The following is a 23,348-nucleotide window of genomic DNA, read 5'->3' as shown; positions in this document are numbered from 1 at the left end:
GCGAACCGGTCCCGGCTCGCACGGAAATGCGGTTAAAGACGGGCCTGCGCGGCCTCCGCCACGGCTTCCGCGGTGATCCCGAAATGCCGGTACAGGTCCTTGTAGGGGGCGCTGGCGCCGAAGCCGTCCATGCCGACGAAAATGCCGTCCGAACCGATGATCGCATCCCAGCCCTGACGGATAGCGGCCTCGACGGCGACCTTCACCGGCGCCTTGCCGATGATGGCGGCGCGCTTGTCGGCGGGAAGCTCCAGCAGCAGGTCCATGCAGGGCACCGAGACCACCCGCGTCGGAATGCCGCGTGCGGCGAGCAGCTTCTGTGCCTCGACGGCCAGCGAGACCTCGGAGCCGGAGGCGAAGATCGCGACTTTCGCCTCGCCGTCGGCCTTGGAGATTTCATAGGCCCCATTGGCGCACTTGTTCTCAGTGTCGTTCGCCAGACGCAATTGCGGCAAATTCTGGCGGGTCAGCGCCAGCACGCTGGGGCGCTCCTTCGCTTCGAGGGCGAGCTGCCAGCATTCCAGCGTCTCGACGGTATCGCAGGGCCGGAACACGTTGCAGTTCGGGATCGCGCGCAGCGCCGCCAGATGCTCGACCGGCTGATGCGTCGGACCGTCTTCGCCGAGGCCGATCGAATCGTGGGTGAGAACGTGGATCACACGCTCGCCCATCAATGCGGCGAGGCGGAGCGCCGGGCGCAGGTAGTCCGAGAACACCAGGAACGTGCCCGAATACGGGATCAAGCCGCCGTGCAGAGCCATGCCGTTCATGGCAGCGGCCATGCCGTGCTCGCGGATGCCGTAGTTGACGTAGCGGCCGCCGTAATTGTTGGCGGAGATCGCGACCATGCCCTTCACGCGGGTATTGTTGGACCCGGTGAGGTCGGCGGAACCGCCGATCATCTCCGGCACGGCGGCGCAGAGCACTTCCAGCGCATGCTCGGAGGCGGTGCGGGTGGCGATGTCCTTCGGGCTCGCGGCGAGCGAGGCTTTCATCGCCGCCACCGCATCGGAAAGGGCCTTGGCAGGAAGATCGCCCTTCATGCGGCGCTCGAACTCGGAGCGAACGCCAGCGTCCTTGGCGCCGATCGTCTTGGTCCATGCCGTGCGCGCGTCCTTGCCGCGCGATCCGGCTGCGCGCCAGGCGTCGAGAATATCCTCCGGAATCTCGAACGGAGCCGAATCCCACTTCAGGTTCTTGCGTGCACCGGCAATTTCCTCGGCGCCGAGCGGCGAGCCGTGGGACTTTTCCGAGCCAGCCTTGTTCGGCGCGCCGAAGCCGATGGTCGTCTTGCAGGCAATCAGGGTGGGCCGCTCGGACTTTTGCGCGCGGGTCAGCGCATCGGCAATCGCCTTCTGATCGTGGCCGTCGACGCGTTCTGCAGCCCAGCCGGCCGACTCGAAACGCTTCACCTGATCGACCGAATCAGACAGCGAGATCGCGCCGTCGATGGAAATGCCGTTGTCGTCGAACAGCACGATCAGCTTGTTGAGCTTGAGATGTCCGGCGAAGGCGATGGCTTCCTGGCTGATGCCTTCCATCAGGTCGCCGTCGGAGGCGAGCACGTAGGTGTGGTGATCGACGATGTCGCCGCCGAATTCAGCCGCCATGCGGCGCTCCGCCAGCGCCATGCCGACCGCGGTGGCGATGCCCTGACCGAGCGGGCCGGTGGTGGTCTCAATGCCCGGCGTGACGAAATTTTCAGGGTGCCCCGGCGTGATCGATCCGAGCTGACGGAAATTCTTGATCTGCTCGATGGTCATCGACGAATTGCCGGTCAGATACAGCAGCGCGTACAGCAGCATCGAGCCGTGACCGGCGGAGAGCACGAATCGGTCGCGATCCGGCCAGGCCGGGTCGCTGGCGTCGAATTTCAGGAACTGCGTGAACAGCACGGTGGCCACGTCCGCAGCGCCCATGGGCAGGCCCGGATGGCCCGATTTCGCCTTTTCGACGGCGTCCATGGCGAGCGCGCGAATCGCATTGGCCATACGGGAAGGGTCGACACGCACAGTCATGAGATGTCCGCCTGAAATTCGGTGTGGGAAGTGGCCGCATGTCTCAAAAATGCCACGGCCGGGGAAGCGTTCTAGGGGGTGGATAGCATCGCGAAACCCTTGAGTCCAAGGGCATTGCAGCCTTTCTGCCCTGAGTTTTCGCTTTGTGTGCATAGCTTGCGGCCAGCGTTGCGCGCGGCTCTTCCGGGTCGTAAATTTATCCGCCTAAATGCTTGCCGGTCCGCCGCTTTTCATGCCGGGCCAGAGTTTGAAGGGCGTCCGTTCCGTGATGACTGATCGCAGTACCAACGGTCTTGCCAATCCTGAGCCTGCCCCATCCGGGGTGAGTGACATCGAACTTGCGACCCGCAGGCTGGCGGCGGCGCTCGATGCGCTCGAAAGCGCCGTGGAGCGGCGGCGGGAGTTCGACCGCGCGGACGATGAACTGGGCGCGCGGATTCAGGCGCTGGGGGCCGATCGCTCGCGGCTTGCCAACGAACTGGACGGAACGCTGGTGCGCTCGCGCGCGCTGGAGCGAACCAACCGCGAGATCGCCGAACGGCTCGATGTCGCCATCGACACCATCCGCTCGGTGATCGATTCCGGAGAAGCTCCATGAGCCACATCAACGTCACCATCAACGGGCGGCAGTATCGCATGGCCTGCGAAGCCGGGCAGGAAAGCCGGCTGCTGCGGCTCGCGGAAAGCCTGGAGGCCCGCATCGCCAGCCTTCGCGGCAAGTTCGGCGAGATCGGCGACGGCCGCCTGACCGTGATGGCGGCGCTCACCGTCGCCGACGAACTCGTGGATGCCGGGCAGCGAATCCGCGCGCTCGAAGAAGAACTCAACGCATTGCGCGACGTCCGCGTCGTGGCCGCGGACCGTGCCCGGGCGACGCAATCGGCGGTCGCCAATGCGCTGAATTCGGCGTCCGACCGGATCGAAAAGATGACGCAGGCGCTGAATCGCCCGGTCCGCAACGGAATCGCAATCGGTTAATCCTCACGTTTAATCGTCCGCGTGCCGCTGGCGGTGAGCCTTGATCGTGGTTACATTGTCCGTGCGAGGCTGCGTCGCGCGTCAGAAGCCATAATATCCCCGGGGCCTTATCGATCCTTCAGGGAACTGTCCCTGACCGGATCCGTGGATCCGGTCACATGGTGCCCACCTACTTTCGTAGGTGCTCCGGGATCGAGTGCTTCAACGGCCATCGTGGCTTCGCACTTTCTTTTCGCCTCCGCGCTCTTCCCCGCAGGAGAGGTGACAAGGACTCTCCGCGGTGGATGGAAACCGGTTTCTCGACAATCTGAAAGATGATTTCAGGCGCGGAGCGCTGGCGCAGCGCGACGCACTGAGCGTGGAAGCGCGTGCCGATGCCGCGAAGGTTATCGCGGCGGCGCCCCTGCCGGTTGAATTGCCGCCCGGTACGATTGTCGCGGGCTATTCGCCGATCAACAGCGAGCTCGATCCGTTTCCATTGATGCGCGCGCTTGCGGACAAGGGCGCTACGCTGGCGCTGCCGGTGATCATCGCTCGCAATCACGCGCTGATCTTTCGTGAATGGCAGCCTGATGAAGGGCTGGTGCGCGGACCTTACGGCATTTTTCAGCCGTCGTCGGATGCGGACGAAGTCGACCCCGATATCGTGCTGGTGCCGTTGGCAGCATTTGATCGTGCCGGTCACCGCATCGGCTACGGCCGCGGTTACTATGATCGCACGCTGGAAAATCTTCGCAGGATCAAGAAAGTTACCGTCATCGGTGTCGCTTTTGCAGTGCAGGAAATCGAGACCGTGCCGCGACTTCCGCACGACGAGCAGCTCGATTGTGTGCTAACGGAACGCGAGCTGATCGATCTGCGGAGATTATAATTTTGCGAATTCTGTTTGTTGGCGATGTGGTGGGGCGCAGCGGCCGCGTGGCCCTCAACGAAACTCTTCCGGGATTGATCCGCGACTGGAAACTCGATCTCGTTGTGGTGAACGGCGAGAACGCTGCGGGCGGCTTCGGCATCACCGAGGCGATCTATCACGAATTTCTGGAAGCCGGCGCGGATGCGATCACGCTCGGCAATCATTCGTGGGATCAGCGTGAGGCGCTGGTGTTCATCGATCGCGCGCCGCGTCTGATCCGTCCGGCGAATTTTCCGCCGGGCACGCCGGGCCGTGGCGCTGCACTGATCGATACAAGGAGCGGCAAGCGCGCGCTGGTGATCAATGCCATCGGCCGCGTCTTCATGCAGCCGTTCGACGATCCGTTCGCCATCCTTGATCGCGAACTGAGCGCCTGCCCGCTGCGCGAAGCCGCCGATGCGGTGCTGGTTGATTTTCATGGCGAGGCGACCAGCGAGAAGCAGTCAATCGGCTATTTCTGCGATGGCCGCGCCAGCATCGTGGTCGGCACGCATACCCATGTGCCGACATCCGATCATCGTATTTTGCCCGGCGGGACCGCCTACATGACCGATGCCGGCATGACCGGCGATTATGAGTCGGTGATCGGCATGCAGAAGGAAGAGCCGCTGGGACGTTTTCTGCGCGGTTATCCGGCTGGACGTTTCGAGGCGGCGGATGGTGTCGGGACACTGAGCGGCCTTGCAGTGGAGACCGACGATGTGACGGGTCTTGCCACGCGCGTCGCCGCAGTGCGGATCGGCCCTCTGCTGGAACGCGCGGTGCCGGACTTCTGGTAGCTCGTCATTGCGAGCGAAGCGAAGCAATCCAGAGGGCCAGGAAGAAAGCTGGATTGCTTCGTCGCTGCGCTCCTCGCAATGACGTTGCGCGATTTTCGCGCCACCTGGAGTTTAGATCTTGTACGCCGTCCGGAAACCGCCCCAGTGACGGCCGCGGACGCGGATCGGCACGTCGACCTCGCGCATCATGATGGTTTTGCCGTTGCCCATGTCGCGGGCGTAGCTCTGGATCAGATAGGAGCGGGTGTTGCGGCCTGCGGCCAAACCTGCCGGATCGTTGAAGATGCGGCGGTTGCGTGAGTTCGCAGTGTTCCACGCGACATCACCCCTGCGCTGCGGATGCGAGTACATCTTGTTGTGGACCGGCAGATAGCCGTTGCGGTCGATCGCGGCGCAAAAGGCGGCCCGGGCGTCGCGCGCAAGCATTGCTTCCTGGATTTCGGGCAGGGCGCGGTCGGCCCAGTCGAGGAAGCGGGTGCGGTACTGCACCGGGTCGGAGCCTTCGATCTTCACATAATCCTCGTCGAACAGATCATGGAGGCTGATGTCGCCTTTGGCGACAGCGTTCTCGAAAATCTTGGTAACGGCATCGCCGGCTTCCATCGCCCGCGTCACGAACTCGGTGTACTCGTCGTGGATGCTCCAGACCTTGTCCTCGATCCGGTCCTTGAGCACGGCGTCGGGTGATACGAATTCAGCGAGAGCGCCGGCAGCAGTATGCCCGCTGATACGAATGCTGCATGCGCCGATTTCTTCCAGCGTCGCTTTCAGGATCTCTTGGGTGGGGATCGCGGCTGCACCCGCACCGCTGATCAGGACGCCGTCCACTGACAACTCGAACACCTCGGCCTTGATCGGGGTGGGCCGGGTCGCGATCTCGATCTGAAGCCGGCACGGCATGCGCTCGGCCTTGCGCTCTTCGTTTTCGTTCTGGCGCAGCAGGACCGCGCAGCGGGTTTTCAGCTTTTCGGCGAACATCGTCACGGCCTTGCCGGCCTGCGCAACGCTTTCGCCGTGGGTTTCGGCTTCCTTGGCTGCGTTGTCGATTTCCGCGCTGCTGCTGCTCACGGAGGCGATGAACTGCGATGCCGATGCGGCGTTCTGCGTGATTTCGCCGGTGGTTTCGTTCTGCTCGGCAACTGCGCCGTTGACATGCGCGAACACCGGCTTGATCGCATCGATGGCTGCGGTGATGCGATGGACCGCGTCGAATGATGTCGCTGCGTCCTGCTGCAGGGCGTCGATCTTCTGCTTGATCTCTTCGGTGGCGCTCTGGGTCTGGACAGCCAACGCCTTTACTTCGGATGCCACGACCGCGAATCCACGGCCGGCGGACCCGGCGCGTGCGGCTTCGATGGTGGAGTTCAGCGCGAGCAAAGTGGTCTGCTTGGCGATGGTCGCGATCAGGTTGACCACATTGCCGATGGCGGCGGAGGACTCGCGCAGCCGCTCGACATTGAGGCTGGCTTCGCGCGCGGCTTCGCTGGCTTCATCCGCAAGCTTGCTGGCGTCACGCACCTGCGCGCCGATGCCTTGAGCCGACTGGGTGAACTTTTCGGCAGCCTGCGAGAAGGTCTCGGCGGTGGCCTGCGCATCGCTGGTACGGTCGGTCAGGGCGTCGGCGCGATGGCGGATGGCGGACAGGGTGGTGGCAGTGGATTGCGCGCCGCTGGCGACGGAATTGGCGGCCCGCTCGAGCTGGCGAATCATCGCGACCAGTTCAAGCTCAAGCAGCTCAAGGATTTCGCGGGCTGAATCGTGATCGGAGGCGGCAGCGGGTTCCGGTGCCGCTACCGGCGCGTCAGAGGTAATGTCCGGCTGCGCCTGTTCTGGCAGCCGCTTCCGAAAAAGTCCGAACGCCATAAGGGAATCTCTGAAATATGATCAGTACCTAGGCAGTATCGCACTCCGGCATGAACTCATGGTTAACTCTTGCCTGCCAAGCGGGCTGGCATCCCACACCGCCGTACCAAAATCGGCCGATCTGCCTTTAAATTTCGCCGTTCCGGGCCTATAACGCCGCGCCGCCGGGCACTTACGTTAAGGATGCCTGCGTTCCCTGATTCTCGAGAGACCCCTATGGCCGGACATTCCCAATTTAAGAACATCATGCACCGCAAGGGCAAACAGGACGCCATGCGGTCCAAGATGTTCGGCAAGCTCGCGCGCGAAATCACTGTGGCGGCCAAGCTGGGAACCCCGGACCCGGCGATGAACCCGCGTCTGCGGCTTGCGATCACGGCAGCGCGCGCGGAAAACGTGCCGAAGGACAACATCGAGCGCGCGATCAAGAAGGCCATCGGCAATGATGGCGAGAACTACGATGAAATGCGTTACGAGGGCTACGGCCCCGGCGGCGTCGCAGTCATCGTCGAGGCGCTCACCGACAACCGCAACCGCGCCGCCTCCGACATCCGCTCCTACTTCACCAAGTCCGGCGGCAATCTCGGCGAAACCGGCTCGGTGTCCTTCATGTTCGACCGCGTCGGCGTGATCGAATACGACGCCAAGGTCGCCTCCGACGACGCCATGCTTGAAGCGGCGATCGAAGCCGGCGCCGATGACGTCGCATCCAGCGAGGACGGCCATGAGGTCTATGCCTCACCCGAAACGTTCCGCGAAGTGGCCAAGGGCCTCGAGGCCAAGTTCGGCGAAGCGCGCAAGGCAGCGCTGATCTGGAAGCCGCAGAACACCATCGCGGTCGATGACGAGACCGGCGAAAAGCTGTTCAAGCTGCTCGACCTTCTGAACGAGCATGATGACGTCCAGAACGTCTATGCGAATTTCGAGGTCTCGGACGCGCTCGCCGCCAAGATGAGCGCTTAAGGGCCGCATGCTCCCTGACGATTTTTTCTTGACGCAGCCCTGCTGAGGGATCATGTCAGCCGCGAGGGTGCGTTCGTTCGCGTTCGGCGCCCATCACTGGAAACCAATCAACTATGCCAAGCGACAGTCCACGTATTTCGCCGACAACGGTCCCAGTGGTCTAGAGCGCCCAGCTCACCGATCGCTGCCGTTGCCGGCAGAACCTGAAGGTGAGCTATGACTGATACCCACGCAGCGCGGGAAGGCGCTTTCAATGCGGCTGTTCTGGCCGCGACCCTGATCGGCGAGCACGCCGCCGACACCGTCGAAATTCTCAACAAGCTCCCGCCGTCCGATGCCGCCGATGTCGTGCGGCTGCTGCCGCGGGACTTCGCGATCGAAATTCTCGACAAGCCTGAACTGGATTTCGGCGCCGAGATTATCGAGGCCTTGCCTCGTCATGTCGCCGCGCCCCTGCTTGCTGGCATGTCTGCTGACATGGCGGCGGACATCGTGCAGCAGCTGGAAGAGCCGGCGAAGACGGAATTGCTGGCCGGGCTGGATGATGTGTCCCGCGGTGCGATCGTCGGGCTGCTTGCCTATCCGGAGAACACCGCCGGCGCGATGATGACCACGGAGTTCGTGAGCGTTCCCGGCAACTGGACCGTCGAGCAGACGCTTCAGCATATCCGCCAGGTCGAGCGCTCGCGCGAAACCGTTTATGCGATCTATGTGCTTGACCCCGTCACGCGGCGTCTTGTCGGCGCGGTGACGTTGCGCCGGCTGATCTCGGGCGAGCCGTCGGCGAACATCCTGACTCTCGTCCCGACCCACGATCCTATCACCACATTCCCGCTGATCGATCGCGAGGAGGTGGCGCGCGTGATTACACGGCACGATCTGCTCGCGGTGCCGGTCATCGACAAGGCCGGGCATCTGCTCGGCATTGTGACCGTGGACGATATCATCGACGCGATCATCGAGGAGAGCACCGAGGACGTGCAGAAGTTCGGCGGCATGTCGGCGACCGAAGAGCCCTATATGCAGATCGGGCTTCTCGACATGATCCGCAAACGTGGCGGCTGGCTGGCGGTGCTGTTTGTCAGCGAGATGCTGACCGCCAGCGTCATGCAGCATTTCGAGGGCGAGCTTGAGAAGGCGCTGGTCCTGACGCTGTTCATTCCGCTGATCATGAGTTCGGGCGGCAATTCGGGGTCACAGGCGACGTCGCTGCTGATCCGCTCGCTGGCGCTGCATGATGTGAAACTGGCGGACTGGTGGCGTGTGATGCTGCGTGAACTGCCGACGGGGCTCATTCTCGGCGGGCTGCTCGGGGCGATAGGCTTTGCGCGGGTCGTAGCGTGGCAGAAGCTCGGCATCTACGACTATGGTGAGCACTGGGTGCTGGTGGGACTAACGGTGGCCACCGCGCTGGTCGGCGTGGTGACCTTCGGCTCGGTGTCAGGCTCGATGCTCCCCTTTGCATTAAAACGGGTTGGATTCGATCCCGCCAGCGCGTCCGCTCCCTTCGTCGCGACCCTCGTCGATGTCACCGGCCTGATGATTTATTTCAGCGCAGCGCTGCTGATCCTGCGCGGGACCCTGTTGTGACCCCCGGACGCCGGGGGCGGATTCGCGTATGATCGGCGCATGGCAACGAGCGCGATTCGCATTCTTGGAATTGACCCCGGCCTCCGCCGCACGGGCTGGGGCGTGATCGACATCGACGGCAACCGGCTGATCTATGTCGGTTGCGGCTCGGTGGAATCCCGCGAGACGTTGCCGCTGGCAGAGCGCCTGCTGGCGATTCATGAAGGCCTTGCCCGTGTGCTCGGCGATTTCAGGCCGCTGGAGGCCGCAGTGGAACAGACCTTTGTCAACAAGGATGGCGCCTCGACCCTGAAACTCGGCCAGGCGCGCGGCGTCGCCATGCTGGCGCCGGCGATGTTCGGGATTGCGGTCGCGGAATATGCACCCAACCAGGTGAAGAAGACCGTGGTCGGGGCAGGGCACGCCGACAAGAACCAGATCCGCGTCATGCTCGGCGTATTGCTGCCGAAAGCGAATCCGGAAACACCGGACGCCGCCGACGCGCTGGCGATTGCCATCACGCACGCCCATCACCGCCAGAGCGTGATGCTGAAGCTGAGAGTCGCCGGCGCATGATCGGAAAACTTAAAGGTCTGATCGATTCCTATGGCGAGGATTATGTAATCCTCGACGTGCAGGGCGTCGGCTATCAGGTGCATTGCTCGGCGCGCACCTTGCAGGCGCTTCCGCCTCCGGGCGAAGCCACGGTGCTCTCTATCGAAACCTATGTTCGCGAAGACCAGATCAAGCTGTTCGGTTTCCGCAGCGATGTGGAGCGCGAATGGTTCCGGCTGCTGCAAACCGTGCAGGGTGTCGGCGCCAAGGTTGCACTTGCGGTGCTCTCGACCTTGCCGCCCTCGGACCTCGCGAACGCGATCGCGCTACGCGACAAGGCCGCGGTGGCGCGCACGCCGGGCGTCGGCCCGAAAGTGGCCGAGCGCATCGTGACCGAACTCAAGGACAAGACTCCCGCCTTCGGCACGGTCGATCCGGCGGTGGTGCATCTGTCGGGCGCCCTCGACGAGAATCGCGCCCCGCGTCCTGTGACCGATGCGATTTCCGCGCTGGTCAATCTTGGTTACGGTCAGCCGCAGGCGGCCGCCGCCATAGCCGCGGCCTCGCGCAACGCCGGCGACAAGGCCGAGACGGCGCAACTCATCAGGCTGGGTCTGAAGGAATTGTCAAAGTGAGAGACGCATGACTTCGCCCCGCATCGTTACTCCCGAGCGCCGCGCCGACGACATCGGCGACACCTCGCTGCGTCCGCAGAACCTGTCCGAGTTCGTCGGACAGCAGCAGGCGCGCGCCAACCTTCAGGTCTTCATCGATGCGGCGCGTAAGCGCAACGAGGCCCTCGACCACGTGCTGTTTGTCGGCCCGCCGGGTCTCGGCAAGACCACGCTGGCGCAAATTGTGGCGCGCGAACTCGGCGTCGGTTTCCGCGCGACGTCAGGTCCGGTGATTGCCAAGGCCGGCGATCTCGCCGCGCTGCTGACCAATCTCGAAGAACGCGACGTCCTGTTCATCGACGAGATCCACCGGCTCAGTCCGCAGGTGGAGGAAGTGCTCTATCCGGCGATGGAGGATTTCCAGCTCGACCTCATCATCGGCGAAGGACCCGCGGCGCGCTCGGTGAAAATTGACCTGGCCAAATTCACGCTGGTCGGCGCGACCACGCGGGCGGGGCTGCTCACCAATCCGCTGCGCGATCGTTTCGGCATTCCGATCCGGCTGAATTTCTATACCGAGGAAGAACTGGAGAAGATCGTCGTCCGTGGTGCGCGCGTGCTGGGCATCGGCATGACGGCGGACGGCGCCAACGAGATCGCGCGGCGCGCCCGCGGCACACCGCGCATTGCGGGACGGTTGCTGCGCCGGGTGCGCGACTTCGCCTCGGCTGCGGATGCGAGCGCGATCGACCGCAAGATTGCGGACAATGCGCTCGGCGCGCTTGAAGTCGACAAGGCCGGGCTCGATGCGATGGATCGCCGTTACCTCACAACCATCGCGATGCATTACGGCGGCGGGCCGGTGGGCGTCGAGACGTTGGCGGCTGCGCTGTCGGAGCCGCGCGACGCCATCGAGGACATCATCGAGCCGTTCCTGATTCAGTGCGGCTATCTGCAACGCACGCCGCGCGGCCGGCTGCTGACATCGCACGCCTTCCGGCATCTCGGCCTCGCCGAGCCGTCGCGCGATCCATCGCAGTTCGGACTATTCAATGGAGATGAGAACGACGGGGAACCGTAATTCCGCTCCAATTCATGAACATGGACGGGGTGCATCACGATGAACCGTTCATGATCTCACGCCGACATTTTCTCCGTTTCATCGCCGGTCTCGGCGCTTCGACCACAGCCTATGGGTTCGGGTTGAGCCGGCCCGGCTGAAGGTCACGCGCTACAGCGTCGCGACGCTGGGCGCGCCTGCGGCCATCTCATAGCGCCGCGCGCCGCTTGCGCCGGCGGGCATTTTGCGCAAAAGCTGCAACATGACCATTCATCTCGACGGATCGATCCGCGACGGCAAGCACGTGATGCAGGTGCGTGTCTATTACGAAGACACCGATTTCACCGGCATCGTCTATCATGCCAACTACCTGCGCTTCATGGAGCGCGGCCGCACCAATTATCTGCGGCTGCTCGGCGCCGATCAGCATGCGCTGTTCGCGGAAGCACAGAACGAAGCGCCGGGTTTCGCCTTCGTGGTCCGCTCGATGCAGATCGAATATCTCAAGCCGGCGCGGATGGACGACGTGCTCGATGTCGTGACCGTGCCCGCCGACATCCGGGGCGCGTCGATCACGCTGGCGCAGGAAGTCCGGCGCGGCGACGATGTGCTGGTCGAGGCGCGGGTCAAGGTCGCGTTCGTGTCCGGCGGCCGCGCCCGGCCGATTCCGAAGGCGCTGCGCATCGCCATGAAAGCCGACCAGGACGCGGCCTGAGTTTCCCTCACTTCATTGCGATCTTTTGGCTTGGCGCTTGACGGATTGTACTAATTGGTACAAGTTGTACCTATCGGTACAAACAGGAGTCCTCCCATGTCGCGTCCGCCCCTGCCGCCGTTTACAAGAGAAACCGCCGCGCAGAAGGCGCGCATGGCGGAAGACGCCTGGAATTCGCGCGACCCAGTCAAGGTCTCGCTCGCCTACACCGAAGACAGCATCTGGCGTAACCGTTCGGAGTTTTTTCAGGGCCGCGCCGCGATCGTCGAATTCCTCACGCGCAAGTGGGCGAAGGAACACGAGTACCGCCTGATCAAGGATCTGTGGGCGTTCGATCGAAATTTTATCTCTGTGCGTTTCCAGTACGAGTGGCATGACGATACCGGGCACTGGTTTCGGTCCTATGGCAACGAAAACTGGGAATTCGATGAACACGGCTTGATGAAGCGCCGTGAAGCCAGCATCAACGATGTGTCTATCAAGGACAGCGAGCGCCGCTTTCACTGGCCCGCGCCGGGGCCGCGGCCTGCGGACGTTCCCGGCCTTGCGCCGGTGCCGAAGTGAGCTAGCCGGCGAGGGCTGCGATGGCAAAGACCGAAGCTGCACGCGGAGACATCTTGGCTTCGCTGGCCGAAGTATTCCGCGCGCACGGCTATGAGGGTGCGACGCTCGCGCTGATCTCGGATGCGACCGGGCTCGGCAAGGGCAGTCTCTATAATTTCTTTCCCGGCGGAAAAGAGCAGATGGCGAATGAAGTGCTCGCCTCGATCGATCGCTGGTTTGCCGACAATATCTATGCGCCGCTGCGCACCGCGTCCGATCCGGTGAAGGGCATCGCGGACATGTATGCCGCGGCGGATGACTATTTCCGTTCGGGACAGCGGGTCTGTCTCGTCGGCGTGGTCGCGCTCGGGGCGTCCCGCGATCTGTTCGGCGAGAAGGTGAAGGTCTATTTTGCCGGGTGGGTCGATGCACTGGCCGCCGCACTGCGCCGTCACGGCGATGACAAGAGCGCCGCCCGCCGCAAGGCAGAGCATGCGGTGCTGGAAATCCAGGGGGCGCTGGTGCTGGCGCGCGCCTTCAATGATGCGAAAGTGTTTTCGCGTGCGCTTAAGGAATCTGAGCGGCGGTTGCTGGATTGATTGTCCCTCATTGCGAGCGACGCGAAGCAATCCACTCTTGCAAAAGTGGATTGCTTCGTCGCAAGTGCTCCTCGCAATGACGTTTTCCGTTACGCCGCAGCCTTGTGACGCGCGATCTCCGCCTTGTAGAGTTCGAACTCCTCGGCAAGAGCCTTCATCACGCTCGGGCGCGTCTTGAACCGGGCGAGGTAATCGTTGATCGCGGGCCACTTCGTCAGATCGATCTGCGGCGTCGCCATGGTCCAGTTCAGGATAGTGCCAAGATAGGCATCGGCGACGCTGAAATGATCGAGCAGGAATTCACGGCCTTCGAGGTATTTGTTGAGATAGTCGAGTCGCGAAAGTCCCTTCTTGAGCGTGTAAGCGTGAACGTCAGCGGGCGCTTTCCTGTCGAGCAGGGTCACGAACAGCCCCTTGTGCAGTTCGGTGCCGATGAAGCACAGCCATTGATGCAGCCGGCTCCGCTCGATACCCGCGCCTGATCCGATGCCTGCATCGGGAAAGCGATCGGCGACATACTGAAGAATCGCCGCGTTCTCGGTGAGAACGAGACCGTCGTCGGTGCTGATGGTCGGCACCAGGCCGAGCGGGTTCACCGAGAAGAAATCGGATTCGTCCTGAAGCACCTTCTTGGATTTCGGATCGACTTCGAGATAGCGCGCCTCGGCGCCGGCTTCATATAGGGCGATGCGGGTTGCCATCGAACAGGCGAGGGGAGAGAAATAGAGTTTCATGGGGCGTCTCCTTGGGTGAAACGGGGGCGTTCTTGTTTTTTATACCGTTCCGCATAAATTAAATGCGGTCAAGAGAATTATTTGCGATATGGTACAAAAAAAGCCTCAGCCGGCGAAAGCCGCCTCCAGCGCACCGAAAAAGCGCGGCCGTCCGCGCGCCTTCGAGCCGGATGTGGCGCTCGGCAAAGCCATGGACACCTTCAGGGATGGCGGTTTCGCTGCGACCTCGCTGGACGATCTCAGTGAAGCGATGGGGATCAATCGGCCGAGCCTGTACGGGACGTTTGGCGACAAGCGCGAGCTGTTTCTCAAAGCGTATGAACGGTATCGCGCCGAGATGGCGGCAAAGTTCGCCCCTGCTTTCGCGCCCGGGCTGACGCTGCGGCAGATGCTGGAAAGGATCTACGCGACGGCGCTCGACGTTTATCTCGCCGGCGAAAACGGTCCGCGCGGCTGCTTCACCGTGATGACGGCGACGTCTGAGGCGATGGCCGACCCGGAGATTCGCCCCCTTGTGCAGCGGGCCCTCGGCTCCACGCAGCGGACGCTCGCGAAACGTTTTCAGGCTGCGATCGAAAACGGCGAACTGCCGCCGACGGCGAATGTGCAGATCCTGTCCCAGATTGCCGCATCGACCGTCGAGGCGCTGGCGATCCGGTCCCGTGCTCGCGTGCCGCGCACAGAGCTGGAAGCCATCGCCAAAGGAACCGTCGATTTGATCTGCGGGCCTTCGCCAGCGGCGGCAAAGGTTTAGTGACGCCGGGGCCCTACTCATGTAAAAGGAGTTTACATGAGTAGATACGCAAGATGAGCTGGAAGAACCGCGGCCGCCGCGAAGGCGGCTACCATCACGGCAATCTGAAAGAGGCGCTGGTGCAGGCCGCGCTTGATCTGATTGCGAACAAGGGCCCGGCGGGGTTCACCTTCGCCGAGGCCGCGCGCTCGGCCGGTGTGAGCCCGGCGGCGCCGTATCGCCATTTCCGTGATCGCGACGAGTTGCTGGCCAGTGTCGCGCAGCAGGGCTTCGAACAATTCGAATCGCAACTCACTGCGGCCTGGGACGATGGCCGCCCCGATACGCCGACCGCGTTCCAGCGCGTCGGCAAGGCCTATCTCGCGTTCGCGCGCGAAAACCCCGCATATTACTCGGCAATGTTCGAATCCGGCGTGCCGCTCGAGGCCAATCCCGCGCTGCTGGTGGCGTCCGAACGCGCGTTCGCCATCATCCGTGCAGCGTCCGAACGACTGGTGGCGATGGCGCCTCCGGGCGTGCCGCGCCCGCCGGCGATGATGATGGCGCTCCACATCTGGTCGATGTCGCACGGCATCGCGTCGCTGTTCGGACGCGGCGATGCGGCGCGCCGCAAGCTGCCGATGTCGGCGGAGGACCTGCTGGAAGCGGGCGTGCTGATTTATCTCAAGGGCCTCGGGTTCCCGACCGACCAGCATCACCGGCCATCCAAATAATTTGCGCGACCCCTGAGGGGGCCCGCTTGACAAAATCCCGGGATGTTTTATCTATGTAAATGTTATTTACATTCACGGGAACGTGAAAACTGGGAGGACGCCTATGGCGAACACCGCAAACGCCAACACTGCACGTCTCGACCGATGGGGGCGCCCCGACTGGGCCGGACCGCATCACGACAACTACGACTCGCGGCACGACTGGCAGCCGCGGTTTCACCCCGGGCGGATCATCCTGATCGTTGCCGGTTTCATCATCTGGTGGCCGCTGGGTCTGGCCGCCCTCGCTTACTCACTCTGGAGCAGAAACATGGGTTGCTGGTCTCACGATCGTCACGGCCGCTGGGCCGACAAGATGGAGCGCATGCAGTACAAGATGGAGCGGATGCGCAGCCGGATGGAAGGCCGCGGTTACTACGCGCCTTCGAGCGGCAACCGTGCCTTCGACGACTACCGCATGGAGACGCTGCGCCGTCTCGAGGAAGAGCAGACCGAGTTCAAGGACTTCCTCGATCGCCTGCGTCACGCCAAGGACAAGGAAGAATTCGACGCCTTCATGGCGCAGCACAAGCAGCGACCGACGCCGCCGAACGATCAGCCGCAGGGATAAGACAAGCCCCCGTCTCCCTGACTGGCTCACGAAGCCGCCCACCTGTCGATCAGGTGGGCGGTTTTGTTTTGCGTGTCTACTTACGAAGCACTGGTTGAAGACTCGGATGTTGTCTCGTCGTTAGATCAACAATCCAAGCGATCATGATGCCAACAAAGTAAGACATGATGTCCCACCACGAGAAATACTTCCCGATCAATAATACGCCGAGTGTGGTGTCGCGAATTCTATCGAGTGACGGGGTGTGCCAGAGCTGGCTGAATTCGATAGTTGCAGAGAAAATGGCGCTTCCAATTGCCAATTTCCAAGAACCTGCCTTTGGCCACAGGATAACGGCTGCGCAATAGATCAGGCTCCCCCACAGTGCAGAGCCGAGAAATTTCAGAAGAATATGATGTCCGAGCGCTGGCCAGCGCGTCACCAAGCCAAGCCCAATAATCAAAAGCGAGATTATTAAGAACCGGTTGCGTCGGCTGCCAAGCATCCTAGTGAACCTCCTTCTCTGAATCTGACTGTTGCTCGAGCTCGGGCTGCATGGGCTGAGGTTTGGTGATGAGCGAGACGAGCGTGTAGCTGATAATCAGAAGAAGATACCACGACCCTAGCTTGCTGATCGAAACCATCGACCATCCATGCAACTGGGCCGGGTAGAGCCACGTCTTGGTGTAGGTGCCGATATTTTCTGATAGCCAGATGAAGAGTGAGACCAGAATCAATCCAAGCAGTAATGGCATTGATCGATAGGTTATCCAGACCCGAAAATAGATTTTTGTCCGCGCAAGTAATGCAATGCTGACGGCAAAGAGGGCGATCCGAAAATCGAGAATGTAGTGATGAGCGAAGAAGTTTATGTAAATTGCAATGCTCAGTATGCTCATCGCCCATAGTGGCGGATGATGATCGAAGCGAAAATCAAACAGTCGCCAGACCCGGCAAAGATAACTGCCGATACAAGAGTACATGAAGCCGGTGAACAGAGGGACGCCGCCGATACGGAAAATATTGGGCTCGGGATAAATCCATGAACCGACCGATGTTTTGAATATCTCCATCGTCGTTCCGACGACGTGATAAACCAGAATGACCTTGGCTTCTTCGAGGGTCTCCATGCGCGTTGCGAGAAGCGCAATCTGAAGACCAACGGCTGCAACGAACAGGAAATCATAGCGGGCTAACGGCATCCACGATGGATACCAAAAATGAGTCGCTAAAAGCAGACCGACCATCGCTCCGCCAAATAGGCATGCCCAGGCTTGCTTGATTCCAAACCGCAGGAATTCATAGAGCCAGATTGTCATTTGTGAGCTTGCAAGCATCGCTGCCAGCCAGCGATCGGCGTGGAGCAGTCGCACACGAAATGAGATACGTTTTTTCGTCTGCTGAAGAACACTCATGATGCCACTTTCACCGACTGAGGCCCTTGTCGGGTTGCCCTCATCTGAAACCTGATTTCAATCGCGATCTTGAGCAGTACCAGAATGATCAGCGGTGCGGCCGTTCCGATCGCCTGCGCGATGAACGCGCCGCCCATGATTGCGACGTGCATGATTACGATGCGCTTGTAGAACTCGCCCATGATCTCGCCGGTGTCGGCGTTGGTCAGTGGCACCTTCCCAAACACGAAGCGATTGACCGCGTCGTTGATGAAGATCGCGCCTTGTCCCACGAACAGCGCGACCAGCGGAATCCAGAGGTCCTTGCCGATCACGATCAGGCGGATGAAGTCCCGCGCGTCGTGAATGCGCCCCATCCACGGCCCTGCGAACAGTGCGTAGATGAACAGCATGTGCACCGACATGAACAATCCGGCATGCACGGTGAAGAATCCCGCCATCGCCAGCGCACCGGCGATGCTGCGGCCTGTCGCCGATCCCGGATCGCGGGCCATCGTTGCAGCCCGCGCGATGGTCCAGAAGCCGATCACCGCCGTTTCCAGGCAGTAGAGGCACAAAAGGACGAAGGTGTCCCAACCCCAGAACAGGATGCCCGCCAGCGGTCCGAGATTCGAAAGAATCAGAATGGACGAGGTGAGCGTGCCGCGCCGGGACGCGCCTGATGTTGTTGTGGTGGGGACGGTGGATGTCATCCGCCGATTAAATCTGATCCTGCGCCACAAACAAAGCAGCCACGCGTGGCCGGGCCAATTGCCATCGCAGCCCGGATGGGTTTGAATACAGCATGATCAGGAACGTGATCTCATCGCGCCGCCGCTGGTGGCGAGCCGTCTCGTGCAGCGGCATTTGGTAGGCTGATCCCCGCGGTCGCGTGCGAGCGCCGGTTTGCGCTCACGGCATGCTCGACCGCTTCCTCCAAATCACTTCAATCATCTGTCTTATCGATCTGTCTCATCGATTCATGGCTTCGATTTACGGGGCCTCCGGGAGTCATCATGTCTGCGATCCTGCGGCATTCAGTTGCCGTTCCCGTGGCGGCGTTCGCCGGGCTTGGCCGTCAGGGCGCGCGGGCCATCGCGGCGCTGGTTTTCATCGGCATCGCCGTTCCGTCGCTCGGCGTTTTGCTGAAGCCTTATGTCACCGAGGCGATATTCGTTCTGCTCTGTATGTCGTTCATGCGGGTGGATGTCGCGGCGATGCGCGGCTATCTCGCGCGGCCGGCGCTGGTGATCGCTGCGACGCTGTGGAGCAGTTTCGCGGTGCCGCTGCTGTTCGGCCTCGCCGGCACGATCGGCGGCCTGGACAAGTCCGCGCCGGATCTGTTTCTCGGCCTGATGCTTCAGGCGGTGGCCTCGCCGATGATGGCGTCGCCTGCGCTGGTTGCGCTGATGGGCCTCGATTCGACGCTGGTCCTGATTACGCTCGTCACCGGGACCGCGCTGGTGCCGCTCAGCGCGCCGCTGTTCGCCTGGCTGTTTTTCGGAGGCGGGCTCACGCTCTCGCCGTTGGCTCTCGGGCTGAAACTGTTCGCGATCCTCTTTGGCTCGGTTCTTGTCGCCGCGGTGATCCGCCGTTTTGCCGGCGTAGAGGCCATCGCCCGCCACAAGCTGCCGCTCGATGGTTTCAACATTCTGGTGCTGCTGGTGTTTGTCAGCGCGGTGATGGAGCCGGTCGCCGCGAGCGTGCGGGCGGCGCCGCTTCTCGTCGTCGGTCTCCTCGTGCTGGCCTTCGCCCTGTTTGCGGCGCTGCTGGCTGTGACCACGCTGGTGTTCCGCAGGGCCGGCCTCGCGCGTGCGCTTGCGCTGGGGCTGATGGCCTCCCAGCGCAACATGGGCCTGATGCTGGCCGCTGTGGACGGGGCGTTGCCGGGGTTGACCTGGCTCTATTTCGCGCTGGCCCAGTTCCCGATTTACCTGTCACCGCAGTTACTCACGCCGCTGGTACGACGGCTGCGGGGCGCTGCCGCGCCTCCGCTGTGATCGGGGCTGGAACCGGCGGTCCCGCTGTGCCACAGGGTTGGTTTCGAGGGCATTTTCGGGCCCTGAATGCCCTGCGGTAACCCCGCCTTAACCCTGATTAGCGTTTGGTTAGATGGGCTGACAGCCCTCGTTTTGACACGTTAGCAGGGGATTCAGAGCCCGGCCTCGGGACAGGCCATCCCACGCGACACGAGACCGGAACGGGGCGATCGGCAGCGTTGGCGCTTTCGCTGCGGCGGTCATTGCCTTGCGGCGACCGCGACCAGCGCGTTAGCGCGTGAATTTAAGTGACAATCGCCTTGAGAGGATACCGATCATGAATCCAGCAGACGTAGCGCAGTCGGCCCTTCCGCTGGCCTCCGCTGACGTGTCGCTGATCTCGCTGTTCTGGCATGCGCACTTTGTCGTGAAAACGATCATGCTCGGTTTGCTGGCGTGCTCGGTGTGGGTCTGGGCCATCGCCATCGATAAAATGCTGCTTTATGCGCGCACCAAGAAGGCCATGGACCGTTTCGAGCAGGCGTTCTGGTCGGGTCAATCCATCGACGAATTGTACCGCGCGCTGGCCGCCAAGCCGACGCAATCGATGGCGGCCTTGTTCGTGGCCGCGATGCGCGAGTGGAAGCGCTCATTCGAGAGCAATTCGCGCTCCTTTGCCGGTCTCCAGATGCGGATCGACAAGGTGATGAGCGTGTCGATCGCCCGCGAGGTCGAGCGGCTGGACCGCAGGTTGCTGGTGCTGGCGACCGTCGGCTCGGCGAGCCCCTTCGTCGGACTGTTCGGCACGGTCTGGGGCATCATGTCCAGCTTCCAGTCCATCGCGGCGTCGAAAAACACCTCCCTGGCGGTGGTCGCCCCGGGCATTGCCGAGGCGCTATTTGCCACCGCCATCGGCCTTATCGCCGCAATTCCGGCGACAATTTTCTACAATAAGTTCACCTCGGAGGTGAACCGGCAGGCCCAGCGGCTTGAAGGGTTCGCCGACGAGTTCTCGGCGATCCTGTCGCGCCAGATCGACGAGCGCGCGTGAAGGAGAACGGGTTGAACCACGGCTTGGGATATTCGTCATGGGCATGAGCCTCGGGGGCGGATCGGGCGGCGGCGGACGCCGCGGCTATCGCCGCGCCAACGTCATGGCCGAGATCAACGTCACGCCCATGGTGGACGTGATGCTGGTGCTGCTCATCATCTTCATGGTGTCCGCGCCATTGCTGACGGTCGGGGTGCCGCTCGATCTGCCGCAGACCGCGGCCAAGAGCCTCGATCAGGACAAGGAGCCGCTGACGGTTTCGGTCCAGCTCACCGGCAAGGTGTTTCTCAACAACACCGAGATCCCGATGAACGAACTGGTGCCGAAATTGACGGCAATTACCCAGGCGCGCGGCGGCATGGATGAGCGCATCTTTGTTCGCGGCGACACAAAGGTGGATTACGGTACGGTGATGCGCGTGATGGGACGCCTGTCCGCCGCAGGGTTCAAGCGCGTGGCTCTGGTGACCGAGGTCGAGCAGGGAAACTGACGTGAAGATCGACAAGACCGTCGCAGCGTCTGTCGCATTGCATGCCCTGGTGATTGGCTGGGGCATGGTCTCGTTCTCGACCAAAGCCTTCGAGTCGATGCCGGAGGATTCCGTTCCGGTCGATATCATTTCCGCCGATCAGTTCGCCAAGGCGATGCAGGGGATGAAAACCGGCAAGAAGGAAAATCCGAAGCCGATGGTCGAGAAGGTCGCCGAGCCCAAGCCCCCGGTGGACGATGCCGTCGGCAAGATCGACGACAAAAAGCCCCCGGTCGTGACCGAGGCCGCTCCGCCGCCGACACCGAAGCCCGAGGAAAAGCCGGTCGAGAAAAAGCCCGATCCGCCGAAGCCGGTCGAGAGCAAGCCGAAGGAAGAGCAGAAGCAGGCGGAGAAGAAGCCGGATCAGGCGAAAGTCGATCCGATCGCCGAAGCGCTGAAGAAGGAAGAGGCCAAGAAGCCTCCGAAGCCGCAGCAGGTCAAGGCTGCGCCGCCCCAGCCGCAAAAGCAGCCGACCGAACGCACGTTCGACCAGTCGAAGATCGCAGCCCTGCTCGACAAGCGCGATCCCTCGCGTGAGTCCATCACGGGCGCCGCGCTGAACTCGCAGGCCGCGCTTGGCACGGCGAAGGGCAGGGCTGCCGACAACTCCGCGACGTGGGGCGCCATGTTCCGCCAGCAGGTGGAGCGGTGCTGGAAGAAGCCTTATGGCGGCGTCGAAGCGCAGAAGGTGGAAGCGGTCTTCACCATCAAGCTGAAGCGCGACGGCACTCTGGAGACTATGCCGGTGCCGCTGCCGGGCGGATCGAGCCCGTATTTCCGCGTCTATCAGGAGAGCGCCCAGCGCGCGATCATCGAGTGCCAGCCGTACAATCTGCCTGCGGCCTATTTCGACGAATGGAAATTCTTCGAGCCGGCATTTACCGAGAAATTTTCCTGACACGAAAATTGGATGGCGTGAACGGCAACGGTGCCGGAATGAAATTGGATAGGATGCGAGATTTGAACAACGAAGGTCCGGACGAGTTGCAGGTCAAGACTTTGCAGGCGAAATCAAAGACGCTGATCGCGACGCCCGAATTGAAGCTCACGCGGCGGCATATGATGACGGGAGCCGCGTCTGCAGGATTACTGCTCGCGACGCCGATGCGCCGTGCACTCGCGCAGGCGCGCGTCACCGTGACCGAAGGCAACTTTCAGCCGATCCCGATTGCGATTCCGAATTTCGTTCCCGGGACGCAAGGTGACAACGAGGTCGCAGCCGGCATCGCGCAGGTCATCACCAATAACCTGAAGCGCAGCGGATTGTTCGCGCCGATCGATCAGGCCGCCTTCATCGAGCGCATTTCCAATATCGATGTGCCGCCGCAGTTCGCGAACTGGCGTCAGATCAACGCCCAGGCGCTGGTGACGGGCCGCGCCACGCGGCAGGGCGATGGCCGCCTTAAGGCCGAATTCCGCTTGTGGGACGTGCCGCAGGCGCAGCAGCTCACCGGTCAGCAGTATTTCACATCACCGGAATCATGGCGGCGCATCGCGCACATCATTTCGGATCAGATCTATGAACGCCTCACCGGCGAAAAAGGCTATTTCGACAGCCGCGTGGTGTTCGTTGACGAGACCGGCCCGAAGGATCGCCGCGTCAAGCGCCTGGCGATGATGGATCAGGACGGCGCCAACGTGCGCTATCTGACGCGCGGCGCCGACCTCGTGCTGACGCCGCGTTTCTCGCCGTCCACGCAGGAAATCACCTACATGGAATTCGGCCAGGGCGATCCGCGCGTCTATCTCTTCAACGTTGAGACCGGCCAGCGCGAGATCGTGGGCAACTTCCCCGGCATGTCGTTCTCGCCGCGGTTCTCACCTGACGGCCAGCGTATCGTGATGAGCATGCAGCAGGGCGGCAACTCCAACCTGTTCGTGATGGATCTGCGCTCCAAGTCGATGACGCGATTGACCGACACGCCGGCGATCGACACGTCGCCGTCCTATGCGCCGGATGGCGGGCGGATCTGTTTCGAGTCCGATCGTGGCGGCAAGCCGCAGATCTATGTGATGGGTGCAAACGGCGGCGCGGCCCAGCGCATCTCGTTCGGCGAGGGAAGCTATTCGACGCCGGTCTGGTCGCCGCGCGGCGACTATATCGCCTTTACCAAGCAGGGCGGCGGCCAGTTCTCGATCGGCATCATGAAGCCGGACGGTTCGGGCGAACGCATCCTCACCTCCGGGTTTCACAACGAAGGACCGACTTTTGCGCCGAACGGCCGTGTCGTGATGTTCTTCCGCGAAGCGGGGGGCGGGCCGTCGCTTTACACAGTGGATATTTCCGGACGCAACGAGCAGAAGGTGCCGACACCGGGCTTTGCTTCCGACCCGGCGTGGTCGCCGCTGCTTTCGTAAACGAAGTCTTAAAATCCTGGCCGGGTTTTTTCAGCCCGGCCGCCAGGGTTTGTTATTCTGCTGAATTTATTGGCAGAT

Annotated in this window: 26 protein-coding genes and 1 other RNA gene; 21 read left to right on the top strand and 6 right to left on the bottom strand. The window is 62.2% G+C overall.

The genetic code is table 11. The annotated features are described in order from the left end of the window. Positions 1 to 32 precede the first annotated feature (32 nt). Positions 33 to 2,018, bottom strand: coding sequence for a transketolase (gene tkt, locus HMPREF9695_RS17805; RefSeq protein ID WP_006022287.1), 1,986 nt, complete (start codon positions 2,016 to 2,018; stop codon positions 33 to 35). Between the two features lie 268 nt (positions 2,019 to 2,286). Here tkt and HMPREF9695_RS17800 point away from each other — a divergent pair, with 268 nt between their 5' ends. The 5 genes from HMPREF9695_RS17800 to HMPREF9695_RS17785 all read left to right on the top strand — a co-directional run bounded on the left by HMPREF9695_RS17800 (position 2,287) and on the right by HMPREF9695_RS17785 (position 4,688). After that, on the top strand, positions 2,287 to 2,616 hold the full coding sequence (locus HMPREF9695_RS17800) for a DUF4164 domain-containing protein (protein WP_024920455.1): 330 nt from the start codon (positions 2,287 to 2,289) through the stop codon (positions 2,614 to 2,616). Beyond that, the gene (locus HMPREF9695_RS17795) at positions 2,613 to 2,996 is read left to right on the top strand and encodes a cell division protein ZapA (protein WP_006022285.1); all 384 of its coding nucleotides are present in this window, start codon (positions 2,613 to 2,615) and stop codon (positions 2,994 to 2,996) included. Before HMPREF9695_RS17800 ends, HMPREF9695_RS17795 begins: the two co-directional genes overlap by 4 nt. A 63-nt stretch (positions 2,997 to 3,059) precedes the next feature. Further along, a non-coding RNA gene (gene ssrS, locus HMPREF9695_RS25880) (6S RNA) lies at positions 3,060 to 3,220 on the top strand. A gap of 56 nt (positions 3,221 to 3,276) precedes the next feature. After that, entirely contained in the window at positions 3,277 to 3,867 is a 591-nt protein-coding gene (locus HMPREF9695_RS17790) for a 5-formyltetrahydrofolate cyclo-ligase (RefSeq protein ID WP_006022284.1), read from the top strand. A 2-nt stretch (positions 3,868 to 3,869) separates the two neighbouring features. Then, complete coding sequence (locus tag HMPREF9695_RS17785; protein ID WP_006022283.1) at positions 3,870 to 4,688, top strand: TIGR00282 family metallophosphoesterase; 819 nt, start codon at positions 3,870 to 3,872, stop codon at positions 4,686 to 4,688. 111 nt (positions 4,689 to 4,799) lie between these two features. Here HMPREF9695_RS17785 and HMPREF9695_RS17780 read toward each other — a convergent pair whose 3' ends face one another. Then, positions 4,800 to 6,551: a methyl-accepting chemotaxis protein gene (locus HMPREF9695_RS17780; protein ID WP_006022282.1), complete on the bottom strand. Its 1,752-nt coding sequence runs from the start codon at positions 6,549 to 6,551 to the stop codon at positions 4,800 to 4,802. Between the two features lie 216 nt (positions 6,552 to 6,767). Here HMPREF9695_RS17780 and HMPREF9695_RS17775 point away from each other — a divergent pair, with 216 nt between their 5' ends. From HMPREF9695_RS17775 to HMPREF9695_RS17740, 8 genes are all read left to right on the top strand, one after another. Then, entirely contained in the window at positions 6,768 to 7,514 is a 747-nt protein-coding gene (locus HMPREF9695_RS17775; protein WP_006022281.1) for a YebC/PmpR family DNA-binding transcriptional regulator, read from the top strand. A 216-nt stretch (positions 7,515 to 7,730) separates the two neighbouring features. Then, positions 7,731 to 9,104: a magnesium transporter gene (mgtE, locus tag HMPREF9695_RS17770; RefSeq protein WP_006022280.1), complete on the top strand. Its 1,374-nt coding sequence runs from the start codon at positions 7,731 to 7,733 to the stop codon at positions 9,102 to 9,104. A 39-nt stretch (positions 9,105 to 9,143) separates the two neighbouring features. After that, positions 9,144 to 9,659: a crossover junction endodeoxyribonuclease RuvC gene (gene ruvC, locus HMPREF9695_RS17765; RefSeq protein ID WP_006022279.1), complete on the top strand. Its 516-nt coding sequence runs from the start codon at positions 9,144 to 9,146 to the stop codon at positions 9,657 to 9,659. Then, complete coding sequence (ruvA, locus tag HMPREF9695_RS17760; protein WP_006022278.1) at positions 9,656 to 10,273, top strand: Holliday junction branch migration protein RuvA; 618 nt, start codon at positions 9,656 to 9,658, stop codon at positions 10,271 to 10,273. The genes ruvC and ruvA overlap by 4 nt, the downstream gene beginning before the upstream one ends. A gap of 7 nt (positions 10,274 to 10,280) precedes the next feature. Next, positions 10,281 to 11,333, top strand: a complete 1,053-nt coding sequence (gene ruvB, locus HMPREF9695_RS17755) for a Holliday junction branch migration DNA helicase RuvB (protein ID WP_006022277.1) — start codon at positions 10,281 to 10,283, stop codon at positions 11,331 to 11,333. 241 nt (positions 11,334 to 11,574) lie between these two features. Continuing rightward, positions 11,575 to 12,027 (top strand): tol-pal system-associated acyl-CoA thioesterase, encoded by a 453-nt coding sequence (gene ybgC / locus HMPREF9695_RS17750; RefSeq protein ID WP_006022276.1) that lies wholly within the window; start codon positions 11,575 to 11,577, stop codon positions 12,025 to 12,027. A 96-nt stretch (positions 12,028 to 12,123) separates the two neighbouring features. Further along, complete coding sequence (locus tag HMPREF9695_RS17745; protein WP_006022275.1) at positions 12,124 to 12,591, top strand: nuclear transport factor 2 family protein; 468 nt, start codon at positions 12,124 to 12,126, stop codon at positions 12,589 to 12,591. A gap of 20 nt (positions 12,592 to 12,611) precedes the next feature. Beyond that, on the top strand, positions 12,612 to 13,169 hold the full coding sequence (locus HMPREF9695_RS17740; protein ID WP_006022274.1) for a TetR/AcrR family transcriptional regulator: 558 nt from the start codon (positions 12,612 to 12,614) through the stop codon (positions 13,167 to 13,169). 89 nt (positions 13,170 to 13,258) lie between these two features. Here HMPREF9695_RS17740 and HMPREF9695_RS17735 read toward each other — a convergent pair whose 3' ends face one another. Continuing rightward, positions 13,259 to 13,903, bottom strand: coding sequence for a glutathione S-transferase N-terminal domain-containing protein (locus HMPREF9695_RS17735; protein WP_006022273.1), 645 nt, complete (start codon positions 13,901 to 13,903; stop codon positions 13,259 to 13,261). A gap of 88 nt (positions 13,904 to 13,991) precedes the next feature. On the opposite strand from HMPREF9695_RS17735, the gene HMPREF9695_RS17730 reads away from it, so the two are divergent. The 3 genes from HMPREF9695_RS17730 to HMPREF9695_RS17720 all read left to right on the top strand — a co-directional run bounded on the left by HMPREF9695_RS17730 (position 13,992) and on the right by HMPREF9695_RS17720 (position 15,980). Next, positions 13,992 to 14,657 (top strand): TetR/AcrR family transcriptional regulator, encoded by a 666-nt coding sequence (locus HMPREF9695_RS17730; protein ID WP_006022272.1) that lies wholly within the window; start codon positions 13,992 to 13,994, stop codon positions 14,655 to 14,657. 53 nt (positions 14,658 to 14,710) lie between these two features. Further along, complete coding sequence (locus HMPREF9695_RS17725; protein WP_006022271.1) at positions 14,711 to 15,370, top strand: TetR/AcrR family transcriptional regulator; 660 nt, start codon at positions 14,711 to 14,713, stop codon at positions 15,368 to 15,370. Positions 15,371 to 15,473: 103 nt separating this feature from the next. Continuing rightward, positions 15,474 to 15,980 carry a DUF2852 domain-containing protein gene (locus HMPREF9695_RS17720; RefSeq protein WP_006022270.1) on the top strand — a complete coding sequence of 169 codons (507 nt, stop codon included), beginning with the start codon at positions 15,474 to 15,476 and terminating at the stop codon, positions 15,978 to 15,980. Between the two features lie 76 nt (positions 15,981 to 16,056). On the opposite strand, the gene HMPREF9695_RS17715 is transcribed toward HMPREF9695_RS17720, so the two are convergent. From HMPREF9695_RS17715 to HMPREF9695_RS17705, 3 genes are read right to left on the bottom strand one after another with little or no spacing between them, the layout of a single operon-like run. Beyond that, complete coding sequence (locus tag HMPREF9695_RS17715; RefSeq protein ID WP_006022269.1) at positions 16,057 to 16,464, bottom strand: ribosomal maturation YjgA family protein; 408 nt, start codon at positions 16,462 to 16,464, stop codon at positions 16,057 to 16,059. A gap of 1 nt (position 16,465) precedes the next feature. Continuing rightward, entirely contained in the window at positions 16,466 to 17,374 is a 909-nt protein-coding gene (locus tag HMPREF9695_RS17710) for a DUF817 domain-containing protein (protein ID WP_006022268.1), read from the bottom strand. Then, entirely contained in the window at positions 17,371 to 18,066 is a 696-nt protein-coding gene (locus HMPREF9695_RS17705) for a DUF6498-containing protein (RefSeq protein ID WP_006022267.1), read from the bottom strand. The genes HMPREF9695_RS17710 and HMPREF9695_RS17705 overlap by 4 nt, the downstream gene beginning before the upstream one ends. Positions 18,067 to 18,369: 303 nt before the next feature. Here HMPREF9695_RS17705 and HMPREF9695_RS17700 point away from each other — a divergent pair, with 303 nt between their 5' ends. The 5 genes from HMPREF9695_RS17700 to tolB all read left to right on the top strand — a co-directional run bounded on the left by HMPREF9695_RS17700 (position 18,370) and on the right by tolB (position 23,270). After that, a complete protein-coding gene (locus HMPREF9695_RS17700) occupies positions 18,370 to 19,353 on the top strand; it encodes a hypothetical protein (RefSeq protein ID WP_006022266.1) in 984 nt (327 codons plus the stop codon). 316 nt (positions 19,354 to 19,669) lie between these two features. Further along, positions 19,670 to 20,383: a protein TolQ gene (gene tolQ, locus HMPREF9695_RS17695; RefSeq protein ID WP_006022265.1), complete on the top strand. Its 714-nt coding sequence runs from the start codon at positions 19,670 to 19,672 to the stop codon at positions 20,381 to 20,383. A 37-nt stretch (positions 20,384 to 20,420) separates the two neighbouring features. Then, on the top strand, positions 20,421 to 20,873 hold the full coding sequence (gene tolR, locus HMPREF9695_RS17690; protein ID WP_006022264.1) for a protein TolR: 453 nt from the start codon (positions 20,421 to 20,423) through the stop codon (positions 20,871 to 20,873). A gap of 1 nt (position 20,874) precedes the next feature. Next, positions 20,875 to 21,810 carry a cell envelope integrity TolA family protein gene (locus HMPREF9695_RS17685; protein ID WP_006022263.1) on the top strand — a complete coding sequence of 312 codons (936 nt, stop codon included), beginning with the start codon at positions 20,875 to 20,877 and terminating at the stop codon, positions 21,808 to 21,810. Positions 21,811 to 21,971: 161 nt separating this feature from the next. Beyond that, positions 21,972 to 23,270 (top strand): Tol-Pal system beta propeller repeat protein TolB, encoded by a 1,299-nt coding sequence (gene tolB / locus HMPREF9695_RS17680; RefSeq protein WP_051055025.1) that lies wholly within the window; start codon positions 21,972 to 21,974, stop codon positions 23,268 to 23,270. The last annotated feature ends 78 nt before the right edge of the window (positions 23,271 to 23,348 follow it).

The sequence above is a fragment of the Afipia broomeae ATCC 49717 genome (genome assembly GCF_000314675.2).
Lineage (GTDB): Bacteria > Pseudomonadota > Alphaproteobacteria > Rhizobiales > Xanthobacteraceae > Afipia > Afipia broomeae.
Note: the sequence above shows the minus strand (reverse complement) of the source record. Positions and strands in the feature narration are given on the sequence as shown.